General features: G+C 38.9%; 27 protein-coding genes. 16 read left to right on the top strand and 11 right to left on the bottom strand.

All coding sequences use genetic code 11. The features are described 5' to 3' along the window. Positions 1-831 precede the first annotated feature (831 nt). Both ACSQ6I_RS15085 and ACSQ6I_RS15080 read right to left on the bottom strand, forming a co-directional pair. Positions 832-1,047 carry a DUF2839 domain-containing protein gene (locus tag ACSQ6I_RS15085; protein WP_438891127.1) on the bottom strand — a complete coding sequence of 72 codons (216 nt, stop codon included), beginning with the start codon at positions 1,045-1,047 and terminating at the stop codon, positions 832-834. A 140-nt stretch (positions 1,048-1,187) separates the two neighbouring features. Next, entirely contained in the window at positions 1,188-2,738 is a 1,551-nt protein-coding gene (locus ACSQ6I_RS15080) for a helicase C-terminal domain-containing protein (protein WP_438891233.1), read from the bottom strand. A gap of 183 nt (positions 2,739-2,921) precedes the next feature. Here ACSQ6I_RS15080 and ACSQ6I_RS15075 point away from each other — a divergent pair, with 183 nt between their 5' ends. Continuing rightward, entirely contained in the window at positions 2,922-3,878 is a 957-nt protein-coding gene (locus tag ACSQ6I_RS15075; RefSeq protein WP_438891126.1) for a M48 family metallopeptidase, read from the top strand. Between the two features lie 54 nt (positions 3,879-3,932). Here ACSQ6I_RS15075 and ACSQ6I_RS15070 read toward each other — a convergent pair whose 3' ends face one another. Continuing rightward, on the bottom strand, positions 3,933-4,871 hold the full coding sequence (locus ACSQ6I_RS15070; RefSeq protein WP_438891125.1) for an AAA family ATPase: 939 nt from the start codon (positions 4,869-4,871) through the stop codon (positions 3,933-3,935). A gap of 393 nt (positions 4,872-5,264) precedes the next feature. Between ACSQ6I_RS15070 and ACSQ6I_RS15065 the strand changes: the two genes are divergently transcribed. Continuing rightward, complete coding sequence (locus ACSQ6I_RS15065; RefSeq protein ID WP_438891124.1) at positions 5,265-5,693, top strand: hypothetical protein; 429 nt, start codon at positions 5,265-5,267, stop codon at positions 5,691-5,693. A 25-nt stretch (positions 5,694-5,718) separates the two neighbouring features. Then, on the top strand, positions 5,719-6,027 hold the full coding sequence (locus tag ACSQ6I_RS15060) for a hypothetical protein (RefSeq protein WP_438891123.1): 309 nt from the start codon (positions 5,719-5,721) through the stop codon (positions 6,025-6,027). Between the two features lie 13 nt (positions 6,028-6,040). Here ACSQ6I_RS15060 and ACSQ6I_RS15055 read toward each other — a convergent pair whose 3' ends face one another. Next, positions 6,041-6,298: a hypothetical protein gene (locus ACSQ6I_RS15055; protein ID WP_127053505.1), complete on the bottom strand. Its 258-nt coding sequence runs from the start codon at positions 6,296-6,298 to the stop codon at positions 6,041-6,043. 114 nt (positions 6,299-6,412) lie between these two features. Here ACSQ6I_RS15055 and ACSQ6I_RS15050 point away from each other — a divergent pair, with 114 nt between their 5' ends. After that, positions 6,413-8,545 carry an NACHT domain-containing protein gene (locus ACSQ6I_RS15050; RefSeq protein ID WP_438891122.1) on the top strand — a complete coding sequence of 711 codons (2,133 nt, stop codon included), beginning with the start codon at positions 6,413-6,415 and terminating at the stop codon, positions 8,543-8,545. Between the two features lie 12 nt (positions 8,546-8,557). Then, complete coding sequence (locus ACSQ6I_RS15045; protein WP_438891232.1) at positions 8,558-9,337, top strand: HEAT repeat domain-containing protein; 780 nt, start codon at positions 8,558-8,560, stop codon at positions 9,335-9,337. Positions 9,338-9,446: 109 nt separating this feature from the next. Here the strand turns inward: ACSQ6I_RS15045 and ACSQ6I_RS15040 are convergent, their stop codons facing one another. Beyond that, positions 9,447-10,043 carry a hypothetical protein gene (locus ACSQ6I_RS15040; protein WP_015214599.1) on the bottom strand — a complete coding sequence of 199 codons (597 nt, stop codon included), beginning with the start codon at positions 10,041-10,043 and terminating at the stop codon, positions 9,447-9,449. Positions 10,044-10,256: 213 nt separating this feature from the next. Between ACSQ6I_RS15040 and ACSQ6I_RS15035 the strand changes: the two genes are divergently transcribed. From ACSQ6I_RS15035 to ACSQ6I_RS15025, 3 genes are all read left to right on the top strand, one after another. After that, positions 10,257-10,886: a sigma-70 family RNA polymerase sigma factor gene (locus tag ACSQ6I_RS15035; protein ID WP_438891121.1), complete on the top strand. Its 630-nt coding sequence runs from the start codon at positions 10,257-10,259 to the stop codon at positions 10,884-10,886. Positions 10,887-10,975: 89 nt separating this feature from the next. After that, a complete protein-coding gene (locus ACSQ6I_RS15030; RefSeq protein ID WP_438891120.1) occupies positions 10,976-12,061 on the top strand; it encodes a tetratricopeptide repeat protein in 1,086 nt (361 codons plus the stop codon). Between the two features lie 141 nt (positions 12,062-12,202). Beyond that, positions 12,203-12,835 carry a GNAT family N-acetyltransferase gene (locus ACSQ6I_RS15025; protein ID WP_438891119.1) on the top strand — a complete coding sequence of 211 codons (633 nt, stop codon included), beginning with the start codon at positions 12,203-12,205 and terminating at the stop codon, positions 12,833-12,835. A gap of 185 nt (positions 12,836-13,020) precedes the next feature. On the opposite strand, the gene ACSQ6I_RS15020 is transcribed toward ACSQ6I_RS15025, so the two are convergent. Together ACSQ6I_RS15020 and ACSQ6I_RS15015 are read right to left on the bottom strand one after the other, a co-directional pair. Then, positions 13,021-13,638 (bottom strand): hypothetical protein, encoded by a 618-nt coding sequence (locus ACSQ6I_RS15020; protein WP_438891118.1) that lies wholly within the window; start codon positions 13,636-13,638, stop codon positions 13,021-13,023. A gap of 82 nt (positions 13,639-13,720) precedes the next feature. Further along, complete coding sequence (locus ACSQ6I_RS15015) at positions 13,721-14,194, bottom strand: DUF2267 domain-containing protein (RefSeq protein ID WP_438891231.1); 474 nt, start codon at positions 14,192-14,194, stop codon at positions 13,721-13,723. 924 nt (positions 14,195-15,118) lie between these two features. Here ACSQ6I_RS15015 and ACSQ6I_RS15010 point away from each other — a divergent pair. From ACSQ6I_RS15010 to ACSQ6I_RS15000, 3 genes are all read left to right on the top strand, one after another. Continuing rightward, positions 15,119-15,361 (top strand): hypothetical protein, encoded by a 243-nt coding sequence (locus ACSQ6I_RS15010; protein ID WP_438891117.1) that lies wholly within the window; start codon positions 15,119-15,121, stop codon positions 15,359-15,361. A gap of 77 nt (positions 15,362-15,438) precedes the next feature. After that, entirely contained in the window at positions 15,439-15,669 is a 231-nt protein-coding gene (locus tag ACSQ6I_RS15005; RefSeq protein WP_438891230.1) for an addiction module protein, read from the top strand. A gap of 131 nt (positions 15,670-15,800) precedes the next feature. Continuing rightward, the gene (locus ACSQ6I_RS15000) at positions 15,801-16,304 is read left to right on the top strand and encodes a pentapeptide repeat-containing protein (RefSeq protein ID WP_438891116.1); all 504 of its coding nucleotides are present in this window, start codon (positions 15,801-15,803) and stop codon (positions 16,302-16,304) included. A 13-nt stretch (positions 16,305-16,317) separates the two neighbouring features. Here the strand turns inward: ACSQ6I_RS15000 and ACSQ6I_RS14995 are convergent, their stop codons facing one another. Next, positions 16,318-17,748, bottom strand: a complete 1,431-nt coding sequence (locus ACSQ6I_RS14995) for a sensor histidine kinase (protein ID WP_438891115.1) — start codon at positions 17,746-17,748, stop codon at positions 16,318-16,320. A gap of 182 nt (positions 17,749-17,930) precedes the next feature. On the opposite strand from ACSQ6I_RS14995, the gene ppk1 reads away from it, so the two are divergent. Both ppk1 and ACSQ6I_RS14985 read left to right on the top strand, forming a co-directional pair. After that, positions 17,931-20,096, top strand: a complete 2,166-nt coding sequence (gene ppk1, locus ACSQ6I_RS14990; protein WP_438891114.1) for a polyphosphate kinase 1 — start codon at positions 17,931-17,933, stop codon at positions 20,094-20,096. Positions 20,097-20,313: 217 nt separating this feature from the next. Next, on the top strand, positions 20,314-20,730 hold the full coding sequence (locus tag ACSQ6I_RS14985) for a response regulator (RefSeq protein ID WP_438891113.1): 417 nt from the start codon (positions 20,314-20,316) through the stop codon (positions 20,728-20,730). Positions 20,731-20,834: 104 nt separating this feature from the next. On the opposite strand, the gene ACSQ6I_RS14980 is transcribed toward ACSQ6I_RS14985, so the two are convergent. Then, positions 20,835-21,017: a hypothetical protein gene (locus tag ACSQ6I_RS14980; protein ID WP_438891112.1), complete on the bottom strand. Its 183-nt coding sequence runs from the start codon at positions 21,015-21,017 to the stop codon at positions 20,835-20,837. A 166-nt stretch (positions 21,018-21,183) separates the two neighbouring features. On the opposite strand from ACSQ6I_RS14980, the gene ACSQ6I_RS14975 reads away from it, so the two are divergent. Continuing rightward, the gene (locus tag ACSQ6I_RS14975) at positions 21,184-21,732 is read left to right on the top strand and encodes a DUF2854 domain-containing protein (protein ID WP_438891111.1); all 549 of its coding nucleotides are present in this window, start codon (positions 21,184-21,186) and stop codon (positions 21,730-21,732) included. A 107-nt stretch (positions 21,733-21,839) separates the two neighbouring features. Here ACSQ6I_RS14975 and ACSQ6I_RS14970 read toward each other — a convergent pair whose 3' ends face one another. Together ACSQ6I_RS14970 and ACSQ6I_RS14965 are read right to left on the bottom strand one after the other, a co-directional pair. Beyond that, entirely contained in the window at positions 21,840-22,100 is a 261-nt protein-coding gene (locus tag ACSQ6I_RS14970) for a chlororespiratory reduction protein 7 (protein WP_438891110.1), read from the bottom strand. A 207-nt stretch (positions 22,101-22,307) separates the two neighbouring features. Further along, positions 22,308-23,513 (bottom strand): histidine kinase, encoded by a 1,206-nt coding sequence (locus tag ACSQ6I_RS14965; protein ID WP_438891109.1) that lies wholly within the window; start codon positions 23,511-23,513, stop codon positions 22,308-22,310. A 126-nt stretch (positions 23,514-23,639) separates the two neighbouring features. Here ACSQ6I_RS14965 and ACSQ6I_RS14960 point away from each other — a divergent pair, with 126 nt between their 5' ends. Both ACSQ6I_RS14960 and ACSQ6I_RS14955 read left to right on the top strand, forming a co-directional pair. Continuing rightward, positions 23,640-25,154: a hypothetical protein gene (locus tag ACSQ6I_RS14960; RefSeq protein ID WP_438891108.1), complete on the top strand. Its 1,515-nt coding sequence runs from the start codon at positions 23,640-23,642 to the stop codon at positions 25,152-25,154. A gap of 106 nt (positions 25,155-25,260) precedes the next feature. Then, positions 25,261-26,628: an S-layer homology domain-containing protein gene (locus ACSQ6I_RS14955; RefSeq protein WP_438891107.1), complete on the top strand. Its 1,368-nt coding sequence runs from the start codon at positions 25,261-25,263 to the stop codon at positions 26,626-26,628. Positions 26,629-26,930: the final 302 nt, after the last annotated feature.

The raw sequence follows: 26,930 nt of genomic DNA, 5'->3' as shown, positions 1-26,930 counted from the left end.
AGATATATATCTCCGATAGGACTACTAAAATTAACATTGTCTTTAGATGTTTAGGTCAACTTGACTTTGTGTTTCCATAAATCAGCTTTTAGCCTAACTCAAATCTGGTGCTAGTCAACTAGCTAAAAGTCGTAAATTACACTTCTGTAGACAGTATATAGCCGAATTAGGGGTATTTATTTACTCTATCGCCACTTTTCGTCTTTGTTCTTGTCTTCTCTATTTTAATGAATTTATTATGGGTCTTATCCAGATTTATGGCTGTGATAAGTGTAAGTTATGCTTGGGTTGCTTCTTAGAGATATGTTGAATTTACCTTTTAAATCAGAGATTTGGAGATTTGAGACAGAGGATTGACTACAGGATTGAGGTAAAAAACTCTGGGTTTGATGCTGATTTATCAATCCGGAAAACGTAAAATCTACAGACTTCACACTGACGATAGCTAAATTTAGAACACTGTTGTCGCCATTTAGGCAATAGTTTGGATCTGTTGAAGGTTATGCAAAAAACCCTGGATGGGATAGATGCATTTTAATTTTGAGTCAGAAACAGTAGAGTCAAGACCCTGATTATCATCTCTCTCTAGAGCGATCGCGCTCACTGGTTTGTTGAAAATCTTAACAGAAACTTCAGTGTAGGCTTTACGGTGGTAAACATATCCAATCTACCGAATGTCTTAAGATCAGAAAAGCCTATTTAGATTAATTGTATTAGCTCATACAATTTGGTGACTCTGGCAAGAGTTATAGATATTCAGAGTTCAGAGACGAGGGAAATTGCCAAGGAATCTATCCATTTTCCCATTTCTCTGAACTGATGAGGACTATATCAAAAAACTACTTGCCACCAACCAAAAGCGGGGCCGATAAACCGGATGGTGATCCAGGCTGCAACCATCAGAAAAATGCCTATCCACGCACCGCGAGTAGTCAAATTTACAAATTGTTCTGCTTGAGATTTAGTGATGGGAACCCACGGTAGAATGCGAGTATCTTGACCGTATTCTTCTCCCAGTGTGGTTTTACGACGTTTTGCTTCACCCATAATAGTAATTCTAAATTCAACTTAGATTCTTAGTATATGTTCGCAGGAATCATGGCTTTTGTGGAGAGATGAGGTTTTACATCTCAACATAAATTGATGATATAGCAATCCTAAATCTGATGTGAAAAATTTATTTCCCCCTAAGCAGAATTTTCCTGATCAGGTGCAGAAAACAAGCTGGGATCAAGATAGTTCAAGCGTGCTAGAGGGCTGAGGGCGGTGAGGACTTGAGATCCGTAACTGCGGTTAACGACACGACTATCTAGTAAAGCCACGATACCTTGATTTTCGCGCACGGGTGCGATCGCTCTTTGCAATTCATTCAAAGCAGTGGGCAATAAGTATAACCGAAACCAATCTTGGTGCGATCGCTTGTAATGAGCTACCCTGCCAGCCACCAAAGGATTTTCTAAAGATGGTAAAGGTAAAGTAGCAATTACCAACAATCGGGGTGCTGGTAAAACACCTTGATGCGATCGCCAATATTCCCAACCTGTCACCAAAATCCCATTTTCATCCAAACAAGTTTTTTCCACTTGCACCCGTGAACCAAACTCCGAAGCCAAAATTGCTCCCACTCTTGCTTTGAGTGGCACATCACCCACTAACACCACCATCATCCCTGGTGCAGTAGCACTCAAACAAACCAGAGTGCGGACTTTATGAATAAAAGCTGCTTGAAATTCCGGTGTATTCGGTAGAGGCAACTTATAGGGTACATAAAGTTGAATTGCATCCCCTTGACTATCAGCAGAAAACTTCAAACAAGTTACATCATCCAACCCCAAACGCTGACGGAATAGGGGAGCCTCAGTATCTGGTTCTAAGGCGCTACCAACTAATACCACAGGTTGGCGTTGCCAAATTGGAGCCAGGGTTTTGTCTAATTCAATTGGTGCATAGTGTAAAGAAAATAACCCTTGACGACGGTTAATAGTAGACCAAAAGAGAGCAGGATAGGAAGGATTATCCTCAAGGTTTTGGAATTGCTGCCAGAAAATTTTCCAAACATCTGGGAGACTATCTTTTTTATCTAAGGCCAAAAATAGACCTTGTAAAATTTCCCTTTCAGGCTGGGAAATTAGATAACATTCATAGGGATTTTCTGGATGCTGAAATAGTTCATGTGTCAGTTGTACCCTCGCTTCCCGAATTACTTCCACATGGTGGGGACAAGCCAGCATCAGTTGATCCCAATCATGGGATTGAATATTGTGAGTTAGCTGATCACGCACCCAATCTTCTAAATCGTCAACTCCATCAATAATTGTGGGAATATTGGGGGGAAATTGATTAGTGCTGGTCAACTGCGCTTTTAACCAAGCTTCAGGTGAAGTCAATAACAAACCTTGGAAATCAAAACCAGGCCAAGCATCACCTGTTCTAATCGGTTTATTAGCTGATAACCATTGCTGTAACCGGGGAATTTCTATTTTCAGCAAACGTTGCTGCACAGTTTCCGGGGCCACAATAATTACAGGGCCAGGCCACATCAAGGCAGAAGCGATAAAACTAGTGCGATATCGCCCTTGATAACCACAAACTGCCCCTACTTGAATTAAGGCACTACGTCCCAAACGCAAAGCGCGTGCCACCAACCGTGCCATCGTTAAGTGATGGGGCCAGGAAGGGAACCCTGCCTGCGATCGCAGGAAGTTATGTAGTGATATATGAACTTCTGCCTCAATCACACGCTTTTCATCCCATAACAAGTGACTTTTTCCGAACTGCCTCATTTCTATTATGTTGTCATTAGTCAGTGGTGATTGGTAATGGGTAATTGGTAATGAGTAATTGGGAAAAATTTTCCCCTGCTCCCTGCCCCCAGCCCCCTGCCTACCAATCTTCCCTGCCTGTCCCCTATCCCCTAAATTATGCCAACTTACAAAGGAATTTCCAGCGAAGCCTTCAGACATCCACTGGATAGCCAAGCAGAGCAAGCCTTACGAAGCTTACCGGGATTTGATTTAATCGCTCGTAAATTTGTAGAATTTATTTATGAACGCCCTCAGTTAGTCTATCTAATGGGTAACGCCATCCAAGTCGGACCGCGCCAATATTCCACTATTTACCAGATATTTCGGGAATGTGTACGGGACTTGGACATTTACCCCGAACCGGCACTGTTTATTTCACAAAATCCCCAAGCTAATAGCCATGCTCTCGGACAAGAAAATCCTTACATAGTAGTCAACACAGGCATACTAGACTTACTGAATGAAGCCGAGATTCGGGCAGTGTTAGCCCATGAACTGGGGCATATTAAATGTGGTCATACCATTTTAATTCAAATGGCCATGTGGGCAATGAGTGCCGCTTCCGTCATTGGTGAATTAACCTTCGGTTTAGGAAATTTCGTCAGTCAAGCCTTGATTTATGCCTTTTTTGAATGGCGACGCAAAGCCGAACTAACCGCAGATCGCGCAGCTTTACTAGTAACAGATGACTTAAATACAGTCATGTCTTCAATGATGAAAATCTCTGGAGGTAGTAACAAATATGCCAACGAATGTAGTTTACAAGAATTTATCGCGCAGTCTGAAAAATATCAGGCGCTAGATGATGACGGGCTGAATCAAGTATATAAATTTCTGATGTACAATGGCGCTCAAGGAACGATGCTGACTCACCCTTTCCCAGTTGAACGCCTGCATTATTTACGGTCTTGGGCAGTATCAGCAGAATATCAAGAAATCAAGCGTGGTAACTATCAACAAACACCTGCTACCGGAGCAGTCAACGTCAAAGTTGAAACCCCCGAAAATGAAGCTGAAAAACTGCGGAAACAAATTGAAGAACTGCAAAAAGAAATTGACCGAATGAAAAGATAAGAGTAAACCCTAAGATCCCCAATTTCTTCAAGAAGTCGGGGATCTGATTCTTAATCAACTTTCTGGTTCGCAATCAGGAACCCCTTCTCTAAATACTCGACTAGCAAGAATATCTATCGCTTCGATAGTGATTAAATCTTGCTTATTTAATTTTTTACCACTACTCAATAAACGATTGGCTTGACGTAACCGCGCTCTATCTATAGCATTGCGGACACTGCGAGCATTTGCAAAATGAGGCATAGTCTTCCGTTTAATTAAATACTCACGGAAGGCTTGTTCTGCTTCAGGACTGAAAGAATAATGCTGTGTTTTCAGGATAGATTGGGCAATAATTAACAAATTATCGACACTATAATCATTAAACTCAATATGTAACCCAATGCGAGAGTTCATCCCAGGATTACTGTGAAAAAATCTCTCCATTTGCTCTTTATAACCAGCGAGAATCACAACTAAATCATCACGCTGGTTTTCCATTACCTGCATGAGAATTTCAATTGCTTCTAAACCAAAATCACCTGGATGATCTGGGCGGTATAAAGTATAAGCTTCGTCAACTAATAAAACTCCGCCCATTGCATTGTTTAAAACTTCTCTAGTTTTCGGTGCAGTTTGTCCAATACCTTGCCCAACCAAATCATCTCTCGTTACCAACATCACATTTTCTTTACGGATATATTCTAGGCGATAAAGAATTTCCGCCATCCGCATTGCTACAGTAGTTTTACCCATGCCTGGGTTGCCTAAAAAAGTCATGTGTAAACTAGGCGCACCGGCAGTTAAACCCAGACTTTTACGGATACGGTCAACCAGCAACAAAGCTGCCATTTCCTTGATTTTGTTTTTGACGGACTTTAAGCCGACTAACTCCTGGTCTAACTTATCCAGGATGTCTTGGACGTGAGATTCCCGAAAAGCTGCCTCCAAATCAATTTCGCCATTTTGGGTAACTGTAGTAACTGCTGCTGTTTCCAAAATCTGTTCACTCATGACTATCTCCTCTGGACTAATGACCTTGATGATAGCGTTGAGTCGGGAAATATAAAAGAACATAATATTAATGTGTCTTATATATTTTTCTTTATTATCAATTCCTTTGTTTAGTCATAGAGAAAACATTATCTCGTTCACCACACCTCCAATATAGAGACAGTCTGAGGGCTGGCCATTGGTCACTGGTAAAATTTGTTCAGCCACTGATTGGTTTATACCTATTTACTTTAACTTTGAAACATATAAGAGCCACCCAAAGCCCTGAAATAGAAGGGCTGAAAGAAATGATATGTATCAATTTTTTAGAAAAATGGTATTACCTAATAAGTAGGAAAATGATAAGGGTTTGACTATACCCCAGCCTTGAATCTGATTTAGGTTTATCTCAACATGATGATTAAATTGACAAAACGGTTGTTTGTGTTATTGCTTGTGGTTGCTTGTAATTTCTTATCACCTGAGATTACTGTGGCATCAGCAAATAATTTTTTTACTTCCCCTCAAGTAATATTTACCTCATTCGGTGAAGATACGAGCGACATTATTGCATTTTCTGTAGATGATTTGACTCCCCAAGAACGCCAAAAACTCCAAGCTGTACGTCAACGAAGAAATAAAGAGATTCTTGCAGTTTTAGATTCTTCGCAACGGACACAACTTGCCCATGAATTACATATTGGTAGTAACCTTAATCAAGCCTTAGAGTCACTAGATTTAAACTCAGAACAACAGGAATTAATCAATTCTGTTATTGAATTTACTAATTTGAAATTGAAGGGGATATTTTCTCATCATGCGTTACTTGATGGTCATAAATAAAGTTAGTAATTGGAAATGATAAATTGTGCCAGTTGTAGGAGTTCGTGCATTCAGTGCAACTGGCAATAATAACAGCAAGATTATTTGTAGAAATTGTTATTTACTAACATCAGTAATTATGGTTAACCAAAAATTAACTGACCGTCAACAAAGATTAGAAAAATTTTTACAACATTTAGAAGCAGCCCGTCAATTAGAAATTGATATCATGAAACATGGGCTAGATGCAGCCTATTTGTATTGTGATGATGTTGATGGTGATTGGTTAGAAACTTGGGGAGATGATGACGAGGAAACTATGTCTACCTTAAATAATGACGTAGCAGGCATTTAGCCTGCCCACGCACTTACCGATTTTGCGATTCTTGAAGGAATTTCAACACCATAAAGCATAACTTGAGGGTGGGTACAGACCAAATTGCATCTGCTGGAGAAACCAACTTGGCAAAAGTGATCACAGCATTTTCAATGATTTGAAGTCTTGCTTTATTATCTTTTGGTTGGGCTGCTAGTTCTGATGTTTTCTTTGTCTTTGCATTTAACCAGTTTAAAGCAATAATTTCTGGATATTGAATAGCAATTTGTAGTTGTAATTGAGATTTCATAATTAGTACCTAAAGTCATTTGTTTTTCATAAGTTGACTTTAGGGGTTGCCAAATAGAGATAAAATTGCTTACAAATAGAGATAAATAGAATTAAATAGAAAACGCCTTTTTAAATGAATCCTTCAGCCGCTACTACCCCAGAAGACCAGTTTTTAAAAGCAATAAGCACACAGTATAGTTTTACAGGTGATACCTATGCTGTATTCCTCAGTCGGTTTCATCCAGATAATCAAGGCAAAGCTAATAATGTGCTTTCAAGAAGTATTCAATGGAATCGAGATCCTGCTAATAAGGAGGTAACATTTTCAAATAATTTAGAAAAAATTAATGCCTGTTTAAAAACTGAAGGTTGTTTATTAGCAGATAATATAGAACCAGGACAAAAAGGTATTTGGAAAATAGCTTACCAATGGTTATGGGAAACTAAGTTTACTGAATGGAAGAAGACACAAAATCAAGTAATTCCTGATCAACAGGTACAAAAAGAAGCTGTTTGTAATTTCCTCAACCAGATAATCACTGATTTTCAGCACATCGAACTCAAACTATTTCACACAACCCAACCAATTATTCTCAAAGACCAATACATTCCTATTCAGGTAACGCTAGAAAGAAAATACACTCACACTATAGAAACTACTTGGAGTTACGCTGAGTCAGAAGCAGAAATGAAACGTGCTTACTCTCTCAATCGTTTGGAAGAATTAAAACGAACTCAAGTAGATTGGCCAGAAGCAAAAAAACAGCATCAACGTTTAATGGTGTTGGCAGATCCGGGGATGGGGAAAAGTACATTATTAAAAAGAGAGGCTTATTTAACAGCCCAAGCAGCACTGAAAAATTTGGAAGATAATAGTCAAGCACTGGAAGATTTAGTTGTTCCTATCTTTCTCAGACTTTCAGAAATAGCAGACGCTACTAAAGAGCCGATAGCAAAAGTCAGTGATGCTATTTTAAAATTGCTTGAGTTAAAGTATGAAAAACATTTTCCTGATATTAAGGATTTTGTAGCAGATAAATTAAAAATTGGTAAATGTCTTTTGCTATTAGATGCACGGGATGAAGTACCGAAAGAGTCTAGAAATAAGTTATCAGAAAACTTAAATAGTTTCCTTCGTAATTATAACTGTCCTATTATCTGTACATCTCGCATTGTTGATTATAGTAAGGGATTTTTAGATAATGCTGAAGATGTGGAGATTGTTCCTTTTAATGAAACACAGATAAATCAATATATTGAAACTTGGTTTGAAATTGCGGCTGAATATATAAATGATAATTCTATTTCTGCGGCTGCTTTAATTCGAGAATTGCAAAATAAACCCCAAATTCATGGTTTAGTACAAAATCCTTTGTTATTATCTTTAATTTGCAGCTTGTATCAAGAAAAAGGAATAAATCTACCAGCGCGACGCTGTGAGGTATATGAGCAAGCTGTAAAATGTATGCTTACTAAATGGAGAAAAACACATAACCCAGAAGTAGAGGATGGGTGGATAGATGTCAAAATAGAATTGTTAGAAGAACTAGCTTATCAATTTAGCTGTAATAATCAAGAAATTTTTACAATGCGTGAACTTCGCAAATCTATTGATAGCTATTTGAGAAAAGATGATATTCCTAGTGATTTTCAAAATATTACTAGCACTCGTTTAATAACAGAATTATCTGAACAGGACGGAATTTTACAAAAGCTGCATGAAAATGGCGACCAATATCTGTTTTTACATCGGACTTTTCAAGAGTATTTAACAGCTTGTTGTTTGGAAGGTTCAGCAGATGGGGTTAAATTAGCAAAAGCACATTTTTGGGATTATGAATGGCATGAAACATTAAGCTTAATGGCAGGATTGATGGAAAATCCTGTAGAGTTATTGCAAACAATTAAAAACGAAAAAGATGATATTTTTAATACCCTTCTACTACTAGCTGGACGGTGTGTGATTGAGGGTAAAGAAAGTAATCACAAATTGGTTAGAGAGATAATAAATAGAATTTATCAGCTTTGGTGTCGCTACCCACGCATTGGATTTATTAGATCGGTTATGGTTGCTATCTGTAAAACAGATTCACAAATATTGAAAAAGTTACAACAAGCTCTTAACGAAGCTTTTAATAATGAAAAGAGTAACTTTGAACATACTATTTTAGATGTTTTGGCTGAAATTGGAACTCCTCAAGTAATTGAGATATTAAACTCAGTTTCCAATAATAAAGACTTTTCGGTTAGGAATAGAGCAAACTAGGCTTTATTTGCTATTGAGAATCCACAAAAATATGAAGAATTAAACTCTTGTTTTAAACAACATAGTGATGATGAGAAGAATTGGATACAGAACTCATTTAAGCAAGAAGTAGCAAAGCTTTATGGAACATCTATATCTCAGGCAGTTAAAAACATAATTTTAGAACTCAATCATGCAGAATTCTACGTTAGATATGGAGCAGCAGAAGATTTAGGTAAGATGGGTGAAGCTGATGCAGTTATACCCTTGATTGCTGTTCTTAATGATAATGATCCAAGACTGAGAAGCGCAGTTGCACAAGCTTTAGGAGATATAGGAGATATTAACGCTGTTGAACCACTAATCTCTGTTGTCAAAACTGATGAAGATGAACAAGTTAAAGAAAATGCAGCTAGGGCTTTAATAAAACTTAGAATTTTTGAAGGCTTTGATCCAATTTTCTCTAATTTTTTGAAAAAATGTGCCGAACTTGAACCTATAGAATTTGTAACTTTAGCTTTAGATTATAAGCAAGAGATAATAGTAAATACTTTGGATTGGCGGGAATTGGAAGAAGTTATTATCTCAGGAATAAACCACGAACACTGGGAAGTTAAAAATATTGCATTATCAACATTATCAGAGATTGGGACATCAGAAACTTTAGCAAAGCTGATTCAGATTCCTGAAATAAATATATATGACCAGGAGATATTTCTTTTAGCTAGAAAGTTAGCGGTTCGATTCAGCAAAGAAAAAGCACCGTTTATTCCCGTTTACCCAGAGCTACTTGGTCAAAGTTTTGATGTTTAAATAGATAATGGCTTCGCTCCCAATGACAATTAAATTATTAAGGGTATATCAGGAAAACCCCAACACACCCTTATGATAAATGAATTATGAGGGCGGGGAGACCCCGCCCCTACGCTGCGACTTCAGCCAATTCAATTACGCGCCCTTCGTAATCTTTCACCAAAAAATTTAAAGGCTTTTGGTTGCGAATCTTAAACTTTAAACCCCGTGTTTCCACACGCATTAATATCAATTCCAAGCAGTCACGGTCAAAACAAACGTGACGTTGCTGATTTTTAAGTCCCAAACTTGCACCAGTAATGATGTGTAGTTGGGTATTTTTCTTTAATTGATACCACAACCCATCATTGGCATTATTCATCATTTTATTTGACCAACTGGGACTCGCGGACATATAAAGCGGGTCTATCCCTGTTGCACCAATGGTTTGTTCGTAGTTGTAGTAATAGTGCAAAGGTACTTCTGCTGCTGGCAAATCTAGTAACCCTTCATACAACTGTCGGGCAATTTCCAAGTCCGATACCATCACAGTATGTACCTTGGGGGCGCTGGTCAGGAACATCCACATTGCGCCAGCATAGGCCGCCAGCAACATGATCATAATCCCTTGGGTAGAGAAGAGGCTATCCAAGGGCAAAGAAGGTAAAAAAGAGCCTACAGTAAAATGACTAACCAAGAATGGTATCAAACTAGCTGCTATAACCATGAACAAACGAATATTATATGAGGGAGCCGCTTTTAGTAATGTCGATTAAGACTAACAATAAGTCCTCTTTTTTAGTTTATCTCATACTCTGATGTCGGTGACAGGGAACCGAGAACAGGGAAGAGGAAGAAGTTTACCCATTAACAATCACCCATTCCCAATTAACCATTACCCATTAACCTGTATATTTTAACCACTACTATTTAAAGGCTTGTGCAAATTCCTCACTTTCCCGAAGCTAATCATCCCCTGGTGAAGTCGCTGTTTCATCACAGTGACCAAGAATTGCTGAGTCTGTTTCAGCGTTATCCAGATTATGGCAAGTACTTTACGGTGATTTTTTGCCGCTATAGTCCTATAGTCTACACCTTGATTCAACATTCGGCGCGATCGCCTGTTCAAGCTGATTATCTCTTTGCTCTCACCTGGCGACATATCTATTATGAACTCGGTGGACTCGATTTAACTAGCCAGCAAACAGGCCAGGAAACCTTAACCCTGCAAAACTGGTTAATCAACATCACCGCTGTCTGCATTAATGAAATTAAACTACCCCCAACGGAGGCTATTCATTATTCACTCAAAGACACCTCTCCACCATTATGGTGCTATGTAGCACAAGCATTAGACCAAATACCACCAGTAATACGTTTGATTGTTTTGATGGCGCAAACTTTCCACTGGAGTGAAACTAGAATCGCAGCCTATCTTCAAGCTGAAGGAGAAAATTTTTCTCCCATTGAAGTAGCCAATTTTCTGGAAGAAGGTTATCGTATACTAGAAGACAAATTACCTCCTGATATCCGCGCTATTTACTTAGGCGAAGATGTCAGCCAATTCTAATTTAGGTATAAATGCGACAGTAGCTCTTCTAGTATTAAAAATTAAACCTTTTTCTTAGACCTTCTACTATAATTTCACCGGTAAGCATTATGAAACAGGGTCATTTATTTCCAGAGCAGATAATTTTAAATTTAGATGTTGAAAAATTCAAAGTTGGTATTTTTTATCTTGTAATATCTGCTTGTTTTTTCAGTCCCACGGCTGCAAATGCTATTGATATTACCAAACAAATCCATAATCCTTTAAATCATCCTATTGGCAGACAATTAAATATTAGACCACAAAGAGAAGAAGCTGATAGATTACTGCGTTTAGGTCAGCAGCAATATACATCAGGATCTATTGCTAAAACGATTGAATCAGGATTAAAAGCACTGGAGATTTATCGCTCTCTTGGTGAGATGAAAGCACAGGGTTTAACTTATGATTTACTGGCCAGTGCCTATATTCAATTAGGTAATCTCAAAGATGCAGAAGATGCTCTTCGTCGTCGGGTAGGGATCGCTCGTGATAATCAAGACTTTGAAAATCAGATTTTTGCCCTCAATAATCTTGGTACACTCTTGCTGCAAAAAGGTGAACCAAAAGCCGCAGGAGAAACTATTCAAGATGCGCTGGTAATGTCTCGCAATTTGGAAAATATAGCAGGACAAGGACTTTCTCTTAGTAATTTGAGTCTGGTATATACAAGATTGGGTGATTATAACCAAGCGATTAAATTAGCTGAAACTGCTTTAATATTCCGCCGTCAAACTGGTAATGTTATTGGTGAAATAAATACTCTCAATAACTTAGGTGATGCCTACCTCAAAGCCGGAGACTATCAAAATACCATAGGTACTTATGGGGCAGCAATGCGGTTAGCTAAAATCAATTTTAATCGTCCTAACCAATTACGAGCAATTGATGGTTTAGTTACGGCTCATTCTGCTGTTGGTCGCTATGAACGGGCTTTAGATTTACTAGAACAACGGTTTGAGGTTGTTAAATTCCTACAAAATCCCGCCGAAGAATTGAAGTATTTAACATCTTCTGGGCAAATTAATGAAAAGTTAGGGAATTATTCTAAAGCCCGTAATTTTTACCAACAGGCAATTTCATTAGCGCGGAAATTAGAAGATGTAAAACAAGAAGCGAAATTGCTTGATAGTTTTAATAATTTGCCAAAACGTTAATTTTCTTCGTGATTAATGAAAACAAGATTTAAGGGTTAACAGGATTAATTTGATGATTATTAAGAGGATGTTTGGGAAGTCTATATTTGTACTAGCCTAGGTGATTTTTAATCGTTGCTATAACCCAAGAATATAGTAAAAATGACTCATCCCTTATCTGAGCTACCTTCAGGTTGTATTATTCGCCCACTTCAACTAACAGATATCGATCTCTTATCACTTAATATGATGCCTAATAACCCTCGTCGTCTACCGTCCTGGGTTTCTGTTAAAATGGCGTTAATTCTTTCTAAAGTTGGGCAGGGAATTGTTCTGGCTATAATCCCTGGTGGGTTGTTTTATGTCTTGATTTTATTTTTTATTGGATTTCATTCATATATCCCTTGGCTTTGGATAGGAATAGGCTATTTCAGCATTTTAAGCGTTTGTCTAAGATTTGTGTTAACCCACCGCAGTGATTGGTTAAAATTCTGTTGGATAGTTGAGCAAAAAGGGTGTTTTATTGTTTATGCGATTTTACGTCCATACAAAAATTACTCAATTTTTGAGGCGATTCAAGTACATCCAAAGTGGGGAAGAAAAGGCATTGGCTCTACATTGGTAAGAACGCTAATCCAAAATTCCCAAAAGCCAATCTATATAGAAAGTGCTTTTCATATCACAGGATTTTATACGTATCTGGGTTTTCGTAAAATTCGGTTAAAAAATATGCCCTCAGATGTTCAAGAAAGATTCTCTTTCAGAGGTGCTACTGTTCTAATGGTCTATGATTAATTCTGCTACTCGAAATATTAATCCAGTTGAGTTAATAAGTTTAGCTGATTTTTGTAGCCATTAGCTGACGGCTGAATGCTGAAGTAGTTAGACAAAATTAAATTCATTGGTGGAAAGAGGGAACTGTTAACAGAAAATGGGGAACAAGAAAACAATATAAATGCGATCGCACTCTTTCTACTAAACTAATTCAAGAAAACTTCACCATTAGCTTGAATTCTCATTGCGCTTTTATCTTGGTTGACATCAGTTGTTTCTTTCAATGTCACCTCTAAGGTTCCTTTTTCCTGAGCAGGTTTAGGAGTCACCATTAGCAGTCCTCTGTCTTCTCGTTGAAATGTCACCGTTATTGGTGTGCTTAAACCTCTTAAATTCGTCCTTGATTTACCTGCTAATATACGTGGTGCTGTATCACCAATCACTTGATAAGTAACGTTTGCTCCTGTATCATTAATCAACACGATATTTGCCTTATCATTCACCAGCGCAATTCTCGCACTGGGTTCTTGTCTTTGTTCTGGTGCTGGGGGTGATTCACCACCAACACCTAAGTTTCTTTGATTTGGTAATGGAGTAACAGGGATTAATCCTTGTTCCATGAGTCTGAGTGTTAAAGCATTGGGAGGACACCCTTGGGGAACTAATACCCGATTGTTATGTGGTTCTTCGTAGAAAATCCTGGGACATGGGTTAACTTGAGAAGTAGTTTGTTGTGCCATAACTACTTGTGGAATGATCGGTAAATAAATCAGTAATCCACCACAAAAAGTCCCAATTAATTGAGAATACTTGTAAATATTCATATTTGTCTCCTATTAAAATATTGGAGGACGGTGACAGAGGAAGTGAGGATGATTTGATTTACCAATCTTCCCAGTCGCTTTCTTATACTTCTTCCCAGAGTTGGCGAATTTTATCAGGTAGCCAGGTAGAAATTTCTTGAATTCGTTCTGGTGATAATTCGTCTTTAGTAGCTGAAAAAACGGCTTTAACTACTTCCTCTCTGTCTACAGTTCCTGGCATTCCACCTTCATTTTCAACTCGAAATAAAAAGCGATCGCTATCAATCTTAAAAATGCCAGGCCCTTGCCAAGGTGGACGGACTCGACTCAAAAAGGCCACAATTGGATTGGTATCATGCCATAAATCGGCAATTTCTAATTGCAGGGATTTATCTGTAGTGACTTCTGCTGGTTCATGCAGTTCTGCTTCCACTCTGTCAGCGGCTTCTGTTGTCATTAAATCGCGCATTACCCGAAAGACAACTTCAGTTATATCTCTGGCATCAAAAATATCTGGTAAGCCACTTTTTGCCATGACTTTTTCTAAAAACGGCAAGTTTTTATCAGCAATAGCCACTGATGGTTTTTCTGCTGAGTCTTGCGGAGGATTAGCTTCCAGTTTCTCTAACAGTTTCTGTCCTTTTTCCGTCATTTCTGCTTTTTTAAAGGTAATCAAATGTGGTAAAGGGCCATCTGGTGCGCCGAGAGTATTGGCAATTCGCAAGTCAAATTCCTGGGGATGAATTACATCAGGAACATCTTCTTGGGTTGCATAAGCATTGCCTGTAAATTCGGCATTGATATAATGTTTTTGATTTAAGTAATCTAAATGTCCCAAAAATTCGGCTATTGTGATTTGATGATGGGGAAAATCAGTTTGATTAAAGTGAACTTCATGCATTCCCTGCCCAGTTTCATTAATTTTCTTGAGTAAGGTATAGGTAATATTTTTGCTGATAGTAATTGGCATGATTTGCTTTGCTCCAATTCAAATTTAAACATCTATAATGCAATGCAGACAATTTCCATAGGGCAAACTTGCCTATAAATTAATCCTTAATAGTCCTGTTATCTAAATTAATGGTTAAAATTACTGCTGACCGCTAATAGATGAATACTCGCTTTTTTAGTTTCAACTATTTGTAAATTAATCATCTAGTATATTTGTCTTCATCTATCAGAAGAAACAAATATTGCATTAAGCATTAATAGGACTTACGCAAAAAACCCTCAAACTCTTATTTCTCCGTGTCCTCTGCGTCCTCTGCGGTTCGATATTCCTTCGATATTCCGTAACTCGTGCGTAAGTCCTAATTAGTTCTGAAGAGTTATTGGTAAGGTGATGATAAAGGTAGTACCTTCACCAACAATACTATCGACTTGAATTTGACCTTGATGACGTTCGACAATAGCTTGTGCGATGCCTTCAGACTGAACTTAACTTGCCTGCAAGAAGCGATAATGGATAAAATGACATTTTTACTGTAAGAGTGTAGTAGCTATGACTGAGTTACTTGAACGTGCGATCGCTAAATTGAAAACCTTGTCTACAAATGAGCAAGATGCGATAGCGAAGCGCTGCTGCAAGCAGATCGCTGCGATGATTCTGGAAGAACTTGAAGACGATCTACGCTGGGATGAAGCATTCTCACGTTCTCCAGATACTCTTGCTAAACTTGCTGCTACAGCAATGGCTGAATATCACGCCGATAAAACCCAAGAACTTGATCCAGAAACATTGTGAATTCACGCACTACTATCCAGTTCCGTAAATTAGATTTTGCTAAAATGCAAAGAGGACTTACTATTCTGCGAGGATCTATGCGATCAATTGAGCAAATAACAGAAGAACTTTTAGCTCTACCTAGTGTGTCTAGGGCGCTCCTGGCAGAAAAGCTAGTCGAAAGCCTAGAATCAGATACGGATTCAACCATCCAGGCAATTTGGATAACTGAAGCTAAAAAACGACGAGATCAAGTTCGCAATGGTTCTGTGCAGACCATTCCAGGAGAAGAAGCCTTAATCCAAATCAGGCGGTTGCTAGAGCAATGAGGTATGTCTTTCACTTGAGGGGGCGACAAAAAAGTTAAAGTGGTTGCTGTTTGGGTATATTGATGTTTAATTGCTGCGGCAAAAAAGCGGTAAAGAAAGCGTTATAAATTTAAAAGTAATTGAATTAGATTATGGAAGATAGAAGAGAAAGACTCGATAGCAGAGAGTTGCTCAAAAGATATGCTAGTGGGGAAAGAAATTTTGCTGGAATTATATTTGGCTCCTCGATGCTGGATGGAGAAGATTTGCGAGAAATTGATTTGAGCGAAGCCGAATTGATAGGTGTTAATTTGAGTGGCTCCAATTTGAGTCATAGCAACTTGAGTGGAGCCAGACTGCTGTGTGTAAATCTGTATGCTGCTAATATCGAAGGTGCTAACTTGAGTGGTGCTGACTTGAGTGGTGCTGATTGTATAGGAACTAACTTCAGAAATGCAGACCTGAGCGGAGCTATTTTAAGTGGCACCGATTTCACTGGGGCTGACTTGTATGAGGTAGAAATGGATGATGCTATTTTGATTGCAACCGACTTTAGAGCAGCCCAAAATTTCAGTAGTCCCGGACAAGGTGCTTTGGTCTGTAAAACCTTTTGGACGGATGGGGAGTTCTTCAAAGGCCCCGAATGGTTGGAATAATGTATTGCGATACTTACACCCCTACAGTGATTGGTAAAGTAACGGTGAAAGTAGTACCTTGACCAACAATACTATCGACTTGAATTTGACCTTGATGACGTTCGACAATAGTTTGTGCGATCGCTAATCCTAATCCTGAACCTGTAGTATTAGCTATCTTTGGTGTCTGATGAGTACGCGCTGGATCAACTCGATAAAATCGGTCAAATAAGCGTGGTAGTGCCTCTGGAGGAATCCCAACTCCGGTATCACTAACTTTTATTTGTAACTGGGAACTGGTGTAACGCATTCCTGAAACCCGATTTATTCCCTCTAATCTCGCTAATTCGATTTTCACTTCTCCTTTAATCGGGGTATATTGCAAAGCATTGCTAATCAAATTTGTACATAAACGCACTAATTGATCCCAATTCCCCGTTAAAGTAAACCAATTTTCTAGCAATTCGGGATTGAGTTCTGATGGCGGATCAATTAAGTTGAGAATCAGCGCAATTTCTTTTTCTGTAGCTAAAAGTTGCTGTTCTTCCACAATTTCTATTAATAAAGCATCAAGAGGACAGGATGAAAAAACCTCTGTGCTAATACCACTATCCTGTCGTGCGAGAAACAGTAAATCATTGACTAATTTACCTAAACGCTGGGTTAGGCGTTCTACAATTTTTAATTGTTGTCGATACTGTACAACATTATTCGCTTTTATCTCTGCTAACTCTAAATCAGCAAGAGCAACTTGGACATTAGTTTGAATTAAAGCTATAGGACTTCTCAGTTCATGGGAAGCATCAGCAGTAAATTGTTTTAGACGTTGGTAAGATTCCCCTACTGGTTCCATTGCTTTACCAGAAAGAAACCAACCACTAGCTGCTACAGAAATTACCATTAACCCAGTACCCAAAGCTAAATCAAATATCAACTGACGACTGGGTTTAGTAACTTCAAACCAGGGATGACTGACGCGTAGGTATCCTAATACCTGTCTTCCCATTTCTACTCTTTGTGTGACTTGTCTTAATAAAAGTGCTGAGTCCTTACTGAGTTCTGAGTGAGGATCACTATCACCCCATCGTCCCATTCCGACTACGCGCACAGTTTCCCCAGCAGAATTGTTATGAATGGGAATATCTAAAGGTTCGGAGAATGTTGACCAAAGTAATTTTCCCGTGGGGCTAAACCATTCTAGGTCAATGTGATCATCTTCTGCGTTATCAGCATTGTTGCGAAAACTGGCTTCTATATTGACGCGAATTTGATTAGTTTGGAAGTTAACTGGTTCAATGACGAGCGATCGCTCTACTACTTCTACTACATGATTCAAAGTATCATCAACTCGTTCAACTAGCGTACTGCGAACATATAAATACACACCAGTTGCAAATAAGAGTAGTAAAATAGCAGTAACAGCAGTGTACCAAAGGGCAAGACGGCGACGAGTAGCTTGAAACATTATTTTGACCAATAATTCCTTGATGGTACAAGCCCCCGGATTGATCTGTGGAGCCAATCCAAAATTTAAAATCCAAAATCCAAAATTGGATGATGTTGTTAAATTTCACTTAACCAAAACTGACTATATTGATTAAGACTTCTCCCGTTAACTGCGCGACAGTTACTCACTCCTAAGTAATCATGCCAAAACCAAAAAAAAATAACCCTACCATTAATCTGAATGAATCACAATACTATATAAACCGCGAGTTAAGCTGGTTGGAGTTTAATAGTAGAGTGTTGCATGAGGCTTGTGATGAGCGCACACCACTACTAGAACGCCTCAAATTTTTAGCTATTTTTAGTTCTAATTTAGATGAATTTTTTATGGTGCGAGTTGCAGCACTAAAGCAACAGGTAGAAGCTAAGGTAAACTTATTAACTCCTGATGGTCGCACACCACAACAACAACTAGATGATATTCGCTCAAAACTCAGTCCCCAAATCAAAAAACAAAATGAGCAGTTTGAGCAGGTTTTACAACCCCTGTTGGTAAATCAGGGGATTTACATCCTCGATTACATAGAATTAAATCAAAAACAGCGTATTTATCTAGATAATTACTTTAAAGAACAAATTTTTCCCGTTCTGACTCCTCTAGCTGTTGATCCTAGTCATCCCTTTCCCTATATTTCCAATCTCAGCTTAAATTTGGCTGTGGTGGTGAAAAACCCAGATACGGAAGAAGAATTTTTTGCGCGAGTCAAAGTCCCTAAAGTTTTACCGCGATTTTTACCTTTACCAGCAGATTTAGCAACTCAAAATCCCGGAAAACCTCTTCACTGGACAGGTGTACCTTTAGAACAAGCGATCGCTCATAATCTCCAAGATTTGTTCCCAGGGATGAATATTCAGGAATATCACCCTTTCCGCATTACTCGTGATGCTGACCTAGAACTAGAAGAAGACGAAGCCGATGACCTGTTATTAGCCATTGAACAGGAACTCCGCAAACGCCGCATGGGTGGAACTCCAGTCCGCTTAGAAATTAAATCTCAAACTCCAGAATCAGTACGTTATCGGTTATTGCAAGATTTGGAATTAACCGACAGCGATATTTATGAAGTAGATGGGTTGTTGGGACTGCGAGATTTAATGTATTTTATGGCTTTACCATTACCAGAACTCAAAGAACCTCCGCGACAATCAGTCGTCCCTTCCCGCTTACAACGTCTTAGAGAACCAAGTGTCAATCCAGATTTATTGGAACTAGAAGAAGGCAAAGACTTCTTTGCCATTATTCGAGAAAAAGATTTGCTAGTGCATCATCCCTATCAATCTTTTTCTGGGACAGTGGAACGCTTTATTACCCATGCAGCCCATGACCCGAATGTGTTAGCTATCAAAATGACACTTTATCGCACTTCTGGAGATTCACCCATAGTTAACGCTTTAATTGCTGCTGCGGAAAATGGTAAACAAGTTTCTGTGTTGGTGGAATTAAAAGCCAGATTTGATGAAGAAAATAATATTTACTGGGCTAGGCGTTTAGAAAGAGTTGGTGTCCACGTTGTTTATGGTTTGGTAGGTCTAAAAACCCATAGCAAAATTGTCATGGTGGTGCGGCGCGAAAAAGACCGGATGCGTCGTTATGTGCATATTGGGACTGGAAATTATAACCCGAAAACAGCACGACTATATACAGATTTAGGGTTGTTTAGTTGTCGTGAAGAATTGGGTGCTGATTTAACAGATGTGTTTAACTTCTTGACTGGCTATTCTCTCCAAAAATCTTATCGAGAAATATTAGTTGCACCAGTGAATATGCGCGATCGCTTTCTCGAACTCATTCAGCGAGAAATCGAAAATGTCCAAAATGGATTTTCTGGCCGCATTGTCGCCAAAATGAATGCCCTCGTCGATCCCAAAATCATCGCGACTTTATACGAAGCCTCCCGCGCTGGAGTCCAAATTGACTTAATTATCAGGGGTATTTGCTGTTTGCGTCCAGGACTTAAAGACATCAGCGATAATATTCGCGTCATCAGCATTATCGGCAGATTTTTAGAACATTCTCGAATTTTCTACTTCTACAACAATAGCCAAGAAGAAATATATATTGGTAGTGCTGACTGGATGCGCCGCAATCTAGACCGCCGGGTAGAAGTAATTACTCCAATTAGAGATCAAGATATTGCTAAAGATTTGCAAGAAATATTGGGAATTATGTTAGCAGATAACCGTCAAGCTTGGGAATTACAACCTGATGGTAGTTATATCCAAAGACTTCCCGGTGATGATTGCACAGAAACTAATTCACAAAAAAATCTCATGTCTATGGCATTACGCTCTGTAGGCATGACTTAAAAATCTAATGTCTTAAAAAAGACGTTTAAATATACCTTAAAAGGTGTACTAATTTAGGAGTTTTTAAGAAAAATTTATTTTTTCTAAAAACTCTAATCATTACTTCATCATTACTTCATATATAAACCCCATTTATTCCACCATAAGATAGAGTAAAGACAGGCACTAGTTCTCATAAACTATAAGAATTCTTGTATGTAGTTGTCTGTGGCCGGGAATGTTAATGTTGTCCTGTGAGTCTTCTGTCTTGCGTGTCTTATTGGTTGATGATCATGAATTGACTCGTTTAAGCCTAAAATTAGCTTTTTCTTGCCAAGAAAATATGCTGGTAGTAGGTTTAGCTAGTAATGGTCAAGAAGCTATAGAAATGGTCAAAATTTCTCAACCTGATGTAATTGTGCTAGATTTACATATGCCAGTTATGGATGGTTGGCGAGCATCTAGTTATATTAAATCCATATCTCCTAATACTCAAATTCTGGCTTACTCTTCGATTGACGATGCACATTTGCAGCAGGCAAAGGCGATGCCTAACTTCGATGAAGTTTGCAACAAAGATGCACCGACAACTCAACTCATCGCTTTGGTTAGACAGCTAGGCGAGCGTGCTATCCAAAATTCAGTTAGAGGCTGAATTATCTAAATTCTGGTTCAGAAACAATTATGGTCAAATTTATGGGTGTCGGTTTAACCGTGAATTTACGGTTTACCGACTTATTAATTTAACTCTAGTCCAGCTTAATTAGTTCCTGCTTCTGGAATAGTGCGTCGAAATTCATCAATCAAATCATCCAATTCTTCTAAAGCCTGATTTACATCAACTCTCAAAGTTCCTAGATTGGGTTGTTCCAGTAGACTCAGCAGGTAGTCACGTTTATTCTGTACTACAGCAATTCGTTCTTTAACTGTTTGCAAATCCATTGTTTTCTTCCAGTCTTAATAAGTATTCTCAGTTTTTAACTTAACGCAAAACAGGCTGAAAGCATCAGCTTATATTCCTAAAGTATTTTTAATCGTGTTGCCAAACTACCGCAAGGTTTTATGATGATGGAACTAAGATTTCACGCAATTATACTAACCTCAAATCATGCTAGGCAACATTTCTTTGGGAACACTCGGTTTAACCGTGGGTAGCATATTAATCATAGTCGGCTTTGTCGCCTACGCTGCTGATAATGCCTCTCTTAATCTCGTAGGATTTTTCTATGGCTTTCCTCTCTTCCTGGGAGGTCTAGCACTCAAAGCCAATGAACTCAAGCCCATACCTTTTAGTCAAACCACCACACCGTCAGTGTTGGAGCTAAGAAAACAGCAAGCAACTGTGACTCAAAACAGAGTTCGTACTGACATCACACGATTTTGCTATGGTCAAGAAGGTCATTTTGACAGGGCGCTTACTTACCTGGGTCTGAGTCCCAGTAACGAAGAACGACCAATAGTTACTGGTTTGCGAGAAACAGAAGTTAATGGGGCTTATTGTATTATTTTAGAATTTGATTCACCCCTAATTCCGCTGGATATTTGGCAAGAAAAACACGAAAAAATGACCAAATATTTCGCTCCTAATGTTGATGTGAAAATTACACAACCTAGTGAAGATAAAATTGAACTGGAGTTAATTACCACTCCACAATAATTGCTGGTAATGGGTAATTGGTAATTGGTAATTGGTAACCAGAGAAGAATCATTAATTACTCAACCTATTCTTAATTACGAATTACGAATTACGAATTACCAAATATTTACTTTTCTAGTCGCACTGCATACCACTGTAAATATTTTCCAGGGCCAATATCTAACTCACAACTGGTATCTATTAAGTATTGTGCTTGTTCTGATACCAGTTTAAATTTCTGCACATCAGGAGGTAAGTCATCAAATGGAAGTTGCTGCAAAGTATTTGCCAACTTTTCTAATAACTCTGATGTCGTGAAAAATTGTTCTGGTTGGTTTGTTTCCAGAACAACAAAGTTATCCTGTTGATACATTAATGGATTTGGCATTTATTAAATTGCTTATTAAAGTTCATGTAAGCATTTAGTTTGCTTCCCTTAAGGGTCTTACCTCTACTTCCGTTCTGTTTTGCGTAAGTCCTGTCTCAATAATTCTACCTCCTGACTCCTTGCCCTGAGCGAAGCCGAAGGGCTGACTCCTGAATCCTGAATTCTTACAAGTTCATCATCAGTTGTCAAAGCTTTAATTACCAATGTCTAAGACGGATAAACTGGTAAAGTAAAGTGGAACCATGCACCACCATTGGCGGATGAATCTACCCAAATTTGACCATAGTGCGCTTGGATAATTCGTTGGCATAAAGAAAGACCAATTCCATAACCATCTGTTCCTTCATCACGTTGCAGACGGAAATGATTTTCAAAAATGCGATCGCGGTTTTCGAGGGGAATACCAGGGCCAGTATCACCAATACTAAATTGGATTTTTTGAGTGGTGCGGTGCAGTCCAGCGACACTAATGATCCCGCCTTCTGGTGTGTATTTAATGGCATTATCCAAAAGGTTAACCAGCACTTGGCGGATACGTTCTGGATCTGCATATACACGAGGTAAATCGCAGGGGATATCTGTTTCTACTTTTTGAGATTTGGCAATATAGCGATCGCGCAATTCCTCCAAAACATCTAAACTGAGTTTACCCAATTCCAGCTTTTGCGGTATAATCGGGAATTCCGTATCATTACCACGGCCAACTTCTAACAAATCAGCTATCATCCGATCAATTATTCGCGTTTGACTGCGGGCTTGTTTTAATAAATGAACAATCATGCCCGGTTTTAGACGCTGGAATTCTCCTTTATCAGCATTGTAGTTAGATTGAAGAGTTTCTATAGCTATAGCAGCCGCCGTTAAAGGATTGCGGAGGTCATGTGCCAACATCGCCATCACTCGGTCTTTAAACTGTAGCTGTTCTTGCAGCTTTTCTTTTTCTTGCTTCAAGTGAAAAATTTCATCTGAAAGCTTGATTAACTCAGCAGAAACAGCCACAGAACGGATTGTAGATTTAGGTGAAATCACCCGCACATTCTCATCCATACATTCATGTAGGTCTTCCTGTAACTTTAAAAATGCGTCTACAGCAGATTGCCAGCGGGGCCACCAGTTTTTCAATTCGGCTATGATATTGCTGCCAGCTAGACTCTGCTGGGGTTCAGGGTGAATTTTGATTAAGGCGGGCGTAGCTACCAATTTGAAGTGTTCCGCCAAATAGGGTTGTTGCCCGACATCAATGATTTGAAGTTCAAAACTATACTCAGCTTCTAGTTCTTTTAAATAGGCGCGTATTCGCTGTACCTGTTGTCGGGACTTCGGTCGCCCATCGACAAACAGCAACAGCTGGAGTGGAGCCTCAGAATAGATAGGCTGATCCTGGGAAACTTGCATGTAATCGTGTTTCAGCACTGGTAACAACCTGGCGACGCTTTACAGAAAGTAAACTAGATTGACGGTTGTCGATGGTCGTTGTTTTCTTCCAATTTAATATCTATTTTAGATTTTTCATACTCCTATCTGATCTACATTTTCGACATGAGTAAAATCTTTTTGGGACTTTTGCTTCCTTTTTCACTAGTTTCTACTCCCAGCTTCACCTTAGCTATGGAATATAAAGCGGAATTTGACCTGAGTCAAAATCTGGCTTCAGAAGAAGCTACTGAAAAATTTTATACTACAGCAGTGCAACTAGTACAGCAGCAAATTTATTTAGTTGCTCGTCTTGAGCAAGCATTTATTGATCCAGACCCCAATAAAATGAGATCCGTGCGGGGACAATTAACTGTTCGTACCTATGCTGTAGAAAGTTTTCTCACACGTCAATACCCAAGTCCGAAAACATTGTGTAACTCACGAGGAGAATTTTCCCCACAGTCTTCTTTACCTGTCCAGTTAACTGAGTCCCAATCACAAATTTACTGCTCTTTGTACGCTTCTAACCAAGAATTGTTGAAGTTGTACCCAGTTATAGATCGGTTATTATCCCGACGAGGTGAGTTAGCTTTAGTTAAACCCCTACCCTTAGTTTCTGGAGAGCGACAGTCCGATCCTGTACTTACCATTGCACCAGTGCAGCGTCCTGATCTTGGCAAACCAGCCACACCTTTTGCTAGTAGGGAACCAAATTTAACTTCATCCCCATTACCTATAGTTGGCAGTACTGCAAAAACAGCACTAGCTAACTATGTAGCGCCCATGCAACCTGCTATTGCTGTACCAGAGGAAGCTGTTAGTACTCTTAAAACTGCTAATCAAATCTTGACAGCAGTCCAAAAAGCATTTCCCGCAAATATTAAATTTATAAATCCTCAGGAAGATGTTGCGACACTTGACCGTTTTGCTTACGACATTGATTCCCAAGAAAGACAAACCTACGCTCAGTTTTTGAAACTGCCTAACACGGGAATTTTCCGAGTTTTACCTGATTCAGCTTACCGTCGTCCGCTGAATCTTCTCCAGAATAGATTGCAAGCCAGTGTTAGTGAGCGTTATCCTTTTCCCTCGGTGGGTGAGGTTCAGGGAGATTTTGATCCTAGTTTAGCACTGAAGATGATGGGTGATAACTTCCAATTAGTCCATCAAGGAATAGATTATGGCTTCATCATAGATGTGGGTGATGTGCCATTAGCAAAATTGGATGAAAAACTACAAGCTGTTTCTGCCTCTACGGGAGAATTTTTGCTTAATTACCAGCCTCCGAAGCAGTTGGAAGCCTTACAAATAGACAGACGGAGGTTTTTAACAGGTAAAGATCAGAACTGGCAGAAGCAGGAAATCTTTTTAGCTGGTGCTACAGCCAAATTAAATCATACTTATTTAGTGCGATCGCTCCAATTCCAACTTCCAGAAATTATCTTAAGTCGTCAACCAATTTCACCCCAAAATAGCCGCATTACCCAGCAAATAGGACAAATACCTAGTAGTGATACTATTCTCGCCTTCCGCGCCGTGCGCCGCCGCCCTGATGGCAGTTACACCATTCTCTGGCGAGTTCTCAAACAGCTACCCACACCGGAAATTGAAGATTTAGAGAATTATGTGAATAGGTGACAGGTGAAAGGTTACAGGGGGAGAAGAGTTTTTCCTAATTACCAATTAATTACCAGTTTCGTTGAAAATGCTAGGCTAGAAACGGAAACTCGATTTGTAATTTCCTGTGCTGCTCTATAAACGTCCAGTTATCTTTCTCGGTTTGGCTGTTTTACTTTGTTCCTTAACAGCCTGCACTAACGGCCCAGCCGCTAAAAATTTGGAGCAGTCTTTGGCGGCAGACCCCAGGCTGCAAAGTAATCCTGCGGTTTTTGGCGAAACTAAGAGTAAGGAAGTAGCAACCGCATCCACAGTTCAGTTACCTGCTGACTTTCCCAAAGATATTCCTATATATCCCAATGCCAAACTTGAAGAAGTTAAACCTGGGAGTAGTTCAGAAAATAAATCAGAAAATAAAATAAGTACTCGTTGGCAAAGTTCTGACCCCAGCAATTTAATTGCCAGCTTTTACAGTAGTCAGTTCCAAGGGAACAACTGGCAAATTTTGCAACAGCCAAAAGATGATGTCGAAGGCGCTTTTGAGGTAAAACGGAATAATTTATTATTGAACGTAACAATTAAACCAAAATCAGTTACCAACGCTGCACCCAATCAACCCCAAACAGCAACTGAATTACTAATTGAATACGTAACTAATAATACAACTACTCAAACTCAACCAAATACCAATTCTAGCGAAGTTCCCCAGTCAAATGAGTCAACGTTTATTGGACCTGTTTCACCCACTACAGTTCCCCCAACTACAAATGTAGTCAAATCGCCAACAAGCCAATCTGAATCTCAAGAATTCACCGATTTAAATAAAGTCCCACCAGAATGGCGACAACACATTCAAGATTTAGCAACCTTGGGTGTATTGTCCATAGAACCAAACACAACTAAAAGCAACTCTACAACTCAAACTAAGCTTTTTGAACCCAATAAAATCATCACCCGCAGAGAATATGCTCGTTGGTTAGTGGCTGCTAATAATGCCATGTATGGTAATAATCCAGCAAAAAAGGTGCGTTTGGCATCAGAAAGCAATCAACCCGCCTTTAGAGATGTTTTAGCTAAAGATCCTGATTTTCCGGCAATTCAAGGTTTAGCAGAAGCTGGTTTAATCCCCAGTTCTTTATCTGGAGATGCTACAGCAGTTTTATTTCGTCCTGATGCACCTCTAACACGAGAACAATTACTATTGTGGAAAATACCTTTAGATACTCGCCAAGCTTTACCTGCTGCCAATTTAGAAGCAGTCAAGCAAACCTGGGGTTTCCAAGATACAGAAAAAATTGAGCCTAAAGCATTAAAAGCTGTTTTGGCAGACTTCCAAAATGCTGAACAATCAAATATTCGGCGAGTGTTTGGCTATACGACGCTGTTTCAACCTAAGAAAGCCGTCACTCGTGCTGAAGCTGGTGCAGCTTTGTGGTATTTCGGTATTCAGAGCGAGGGAATGACAGCAACTGAAGCTTTGAAATTAAAGAATTAAAAACCAGAATCGGTGTTTTTAGCCTTGTAGCTACAACTTCCTATTGCCGAACACAAGATTTGGACTAAGGATTTTTAACATCTATAACTTCATAAGTCCTTTATAATACGCCATTAATTATAAAGTTAGAGTAAATCTCAGGGTTTTTATTGAAATAAGATCCTATATCTTGACATAAACTAAATATACTTACGTAAATTAACTTACAGCAGTTTGCGCTGAGTCAAGCTGGCAGAAAAAACAGATCTAAAATTTTGTAAAAATACTTAGGGACTTCCAAATAAAAAAATCCCCAATTTGTA

The sequence above is a fragment of the Anabaena sp. WFMT genome (genome assembly GCF_051781005.1).
Taxonomy (GTDB): Bacteria; Cyanobacteriota; Cyanobacteriia; order Cyanobacteriales; family Nostocaceae; genus Anabaena.
This window is presented reverse-complemented; position numbering and strand designations above follow the sequence as displayed.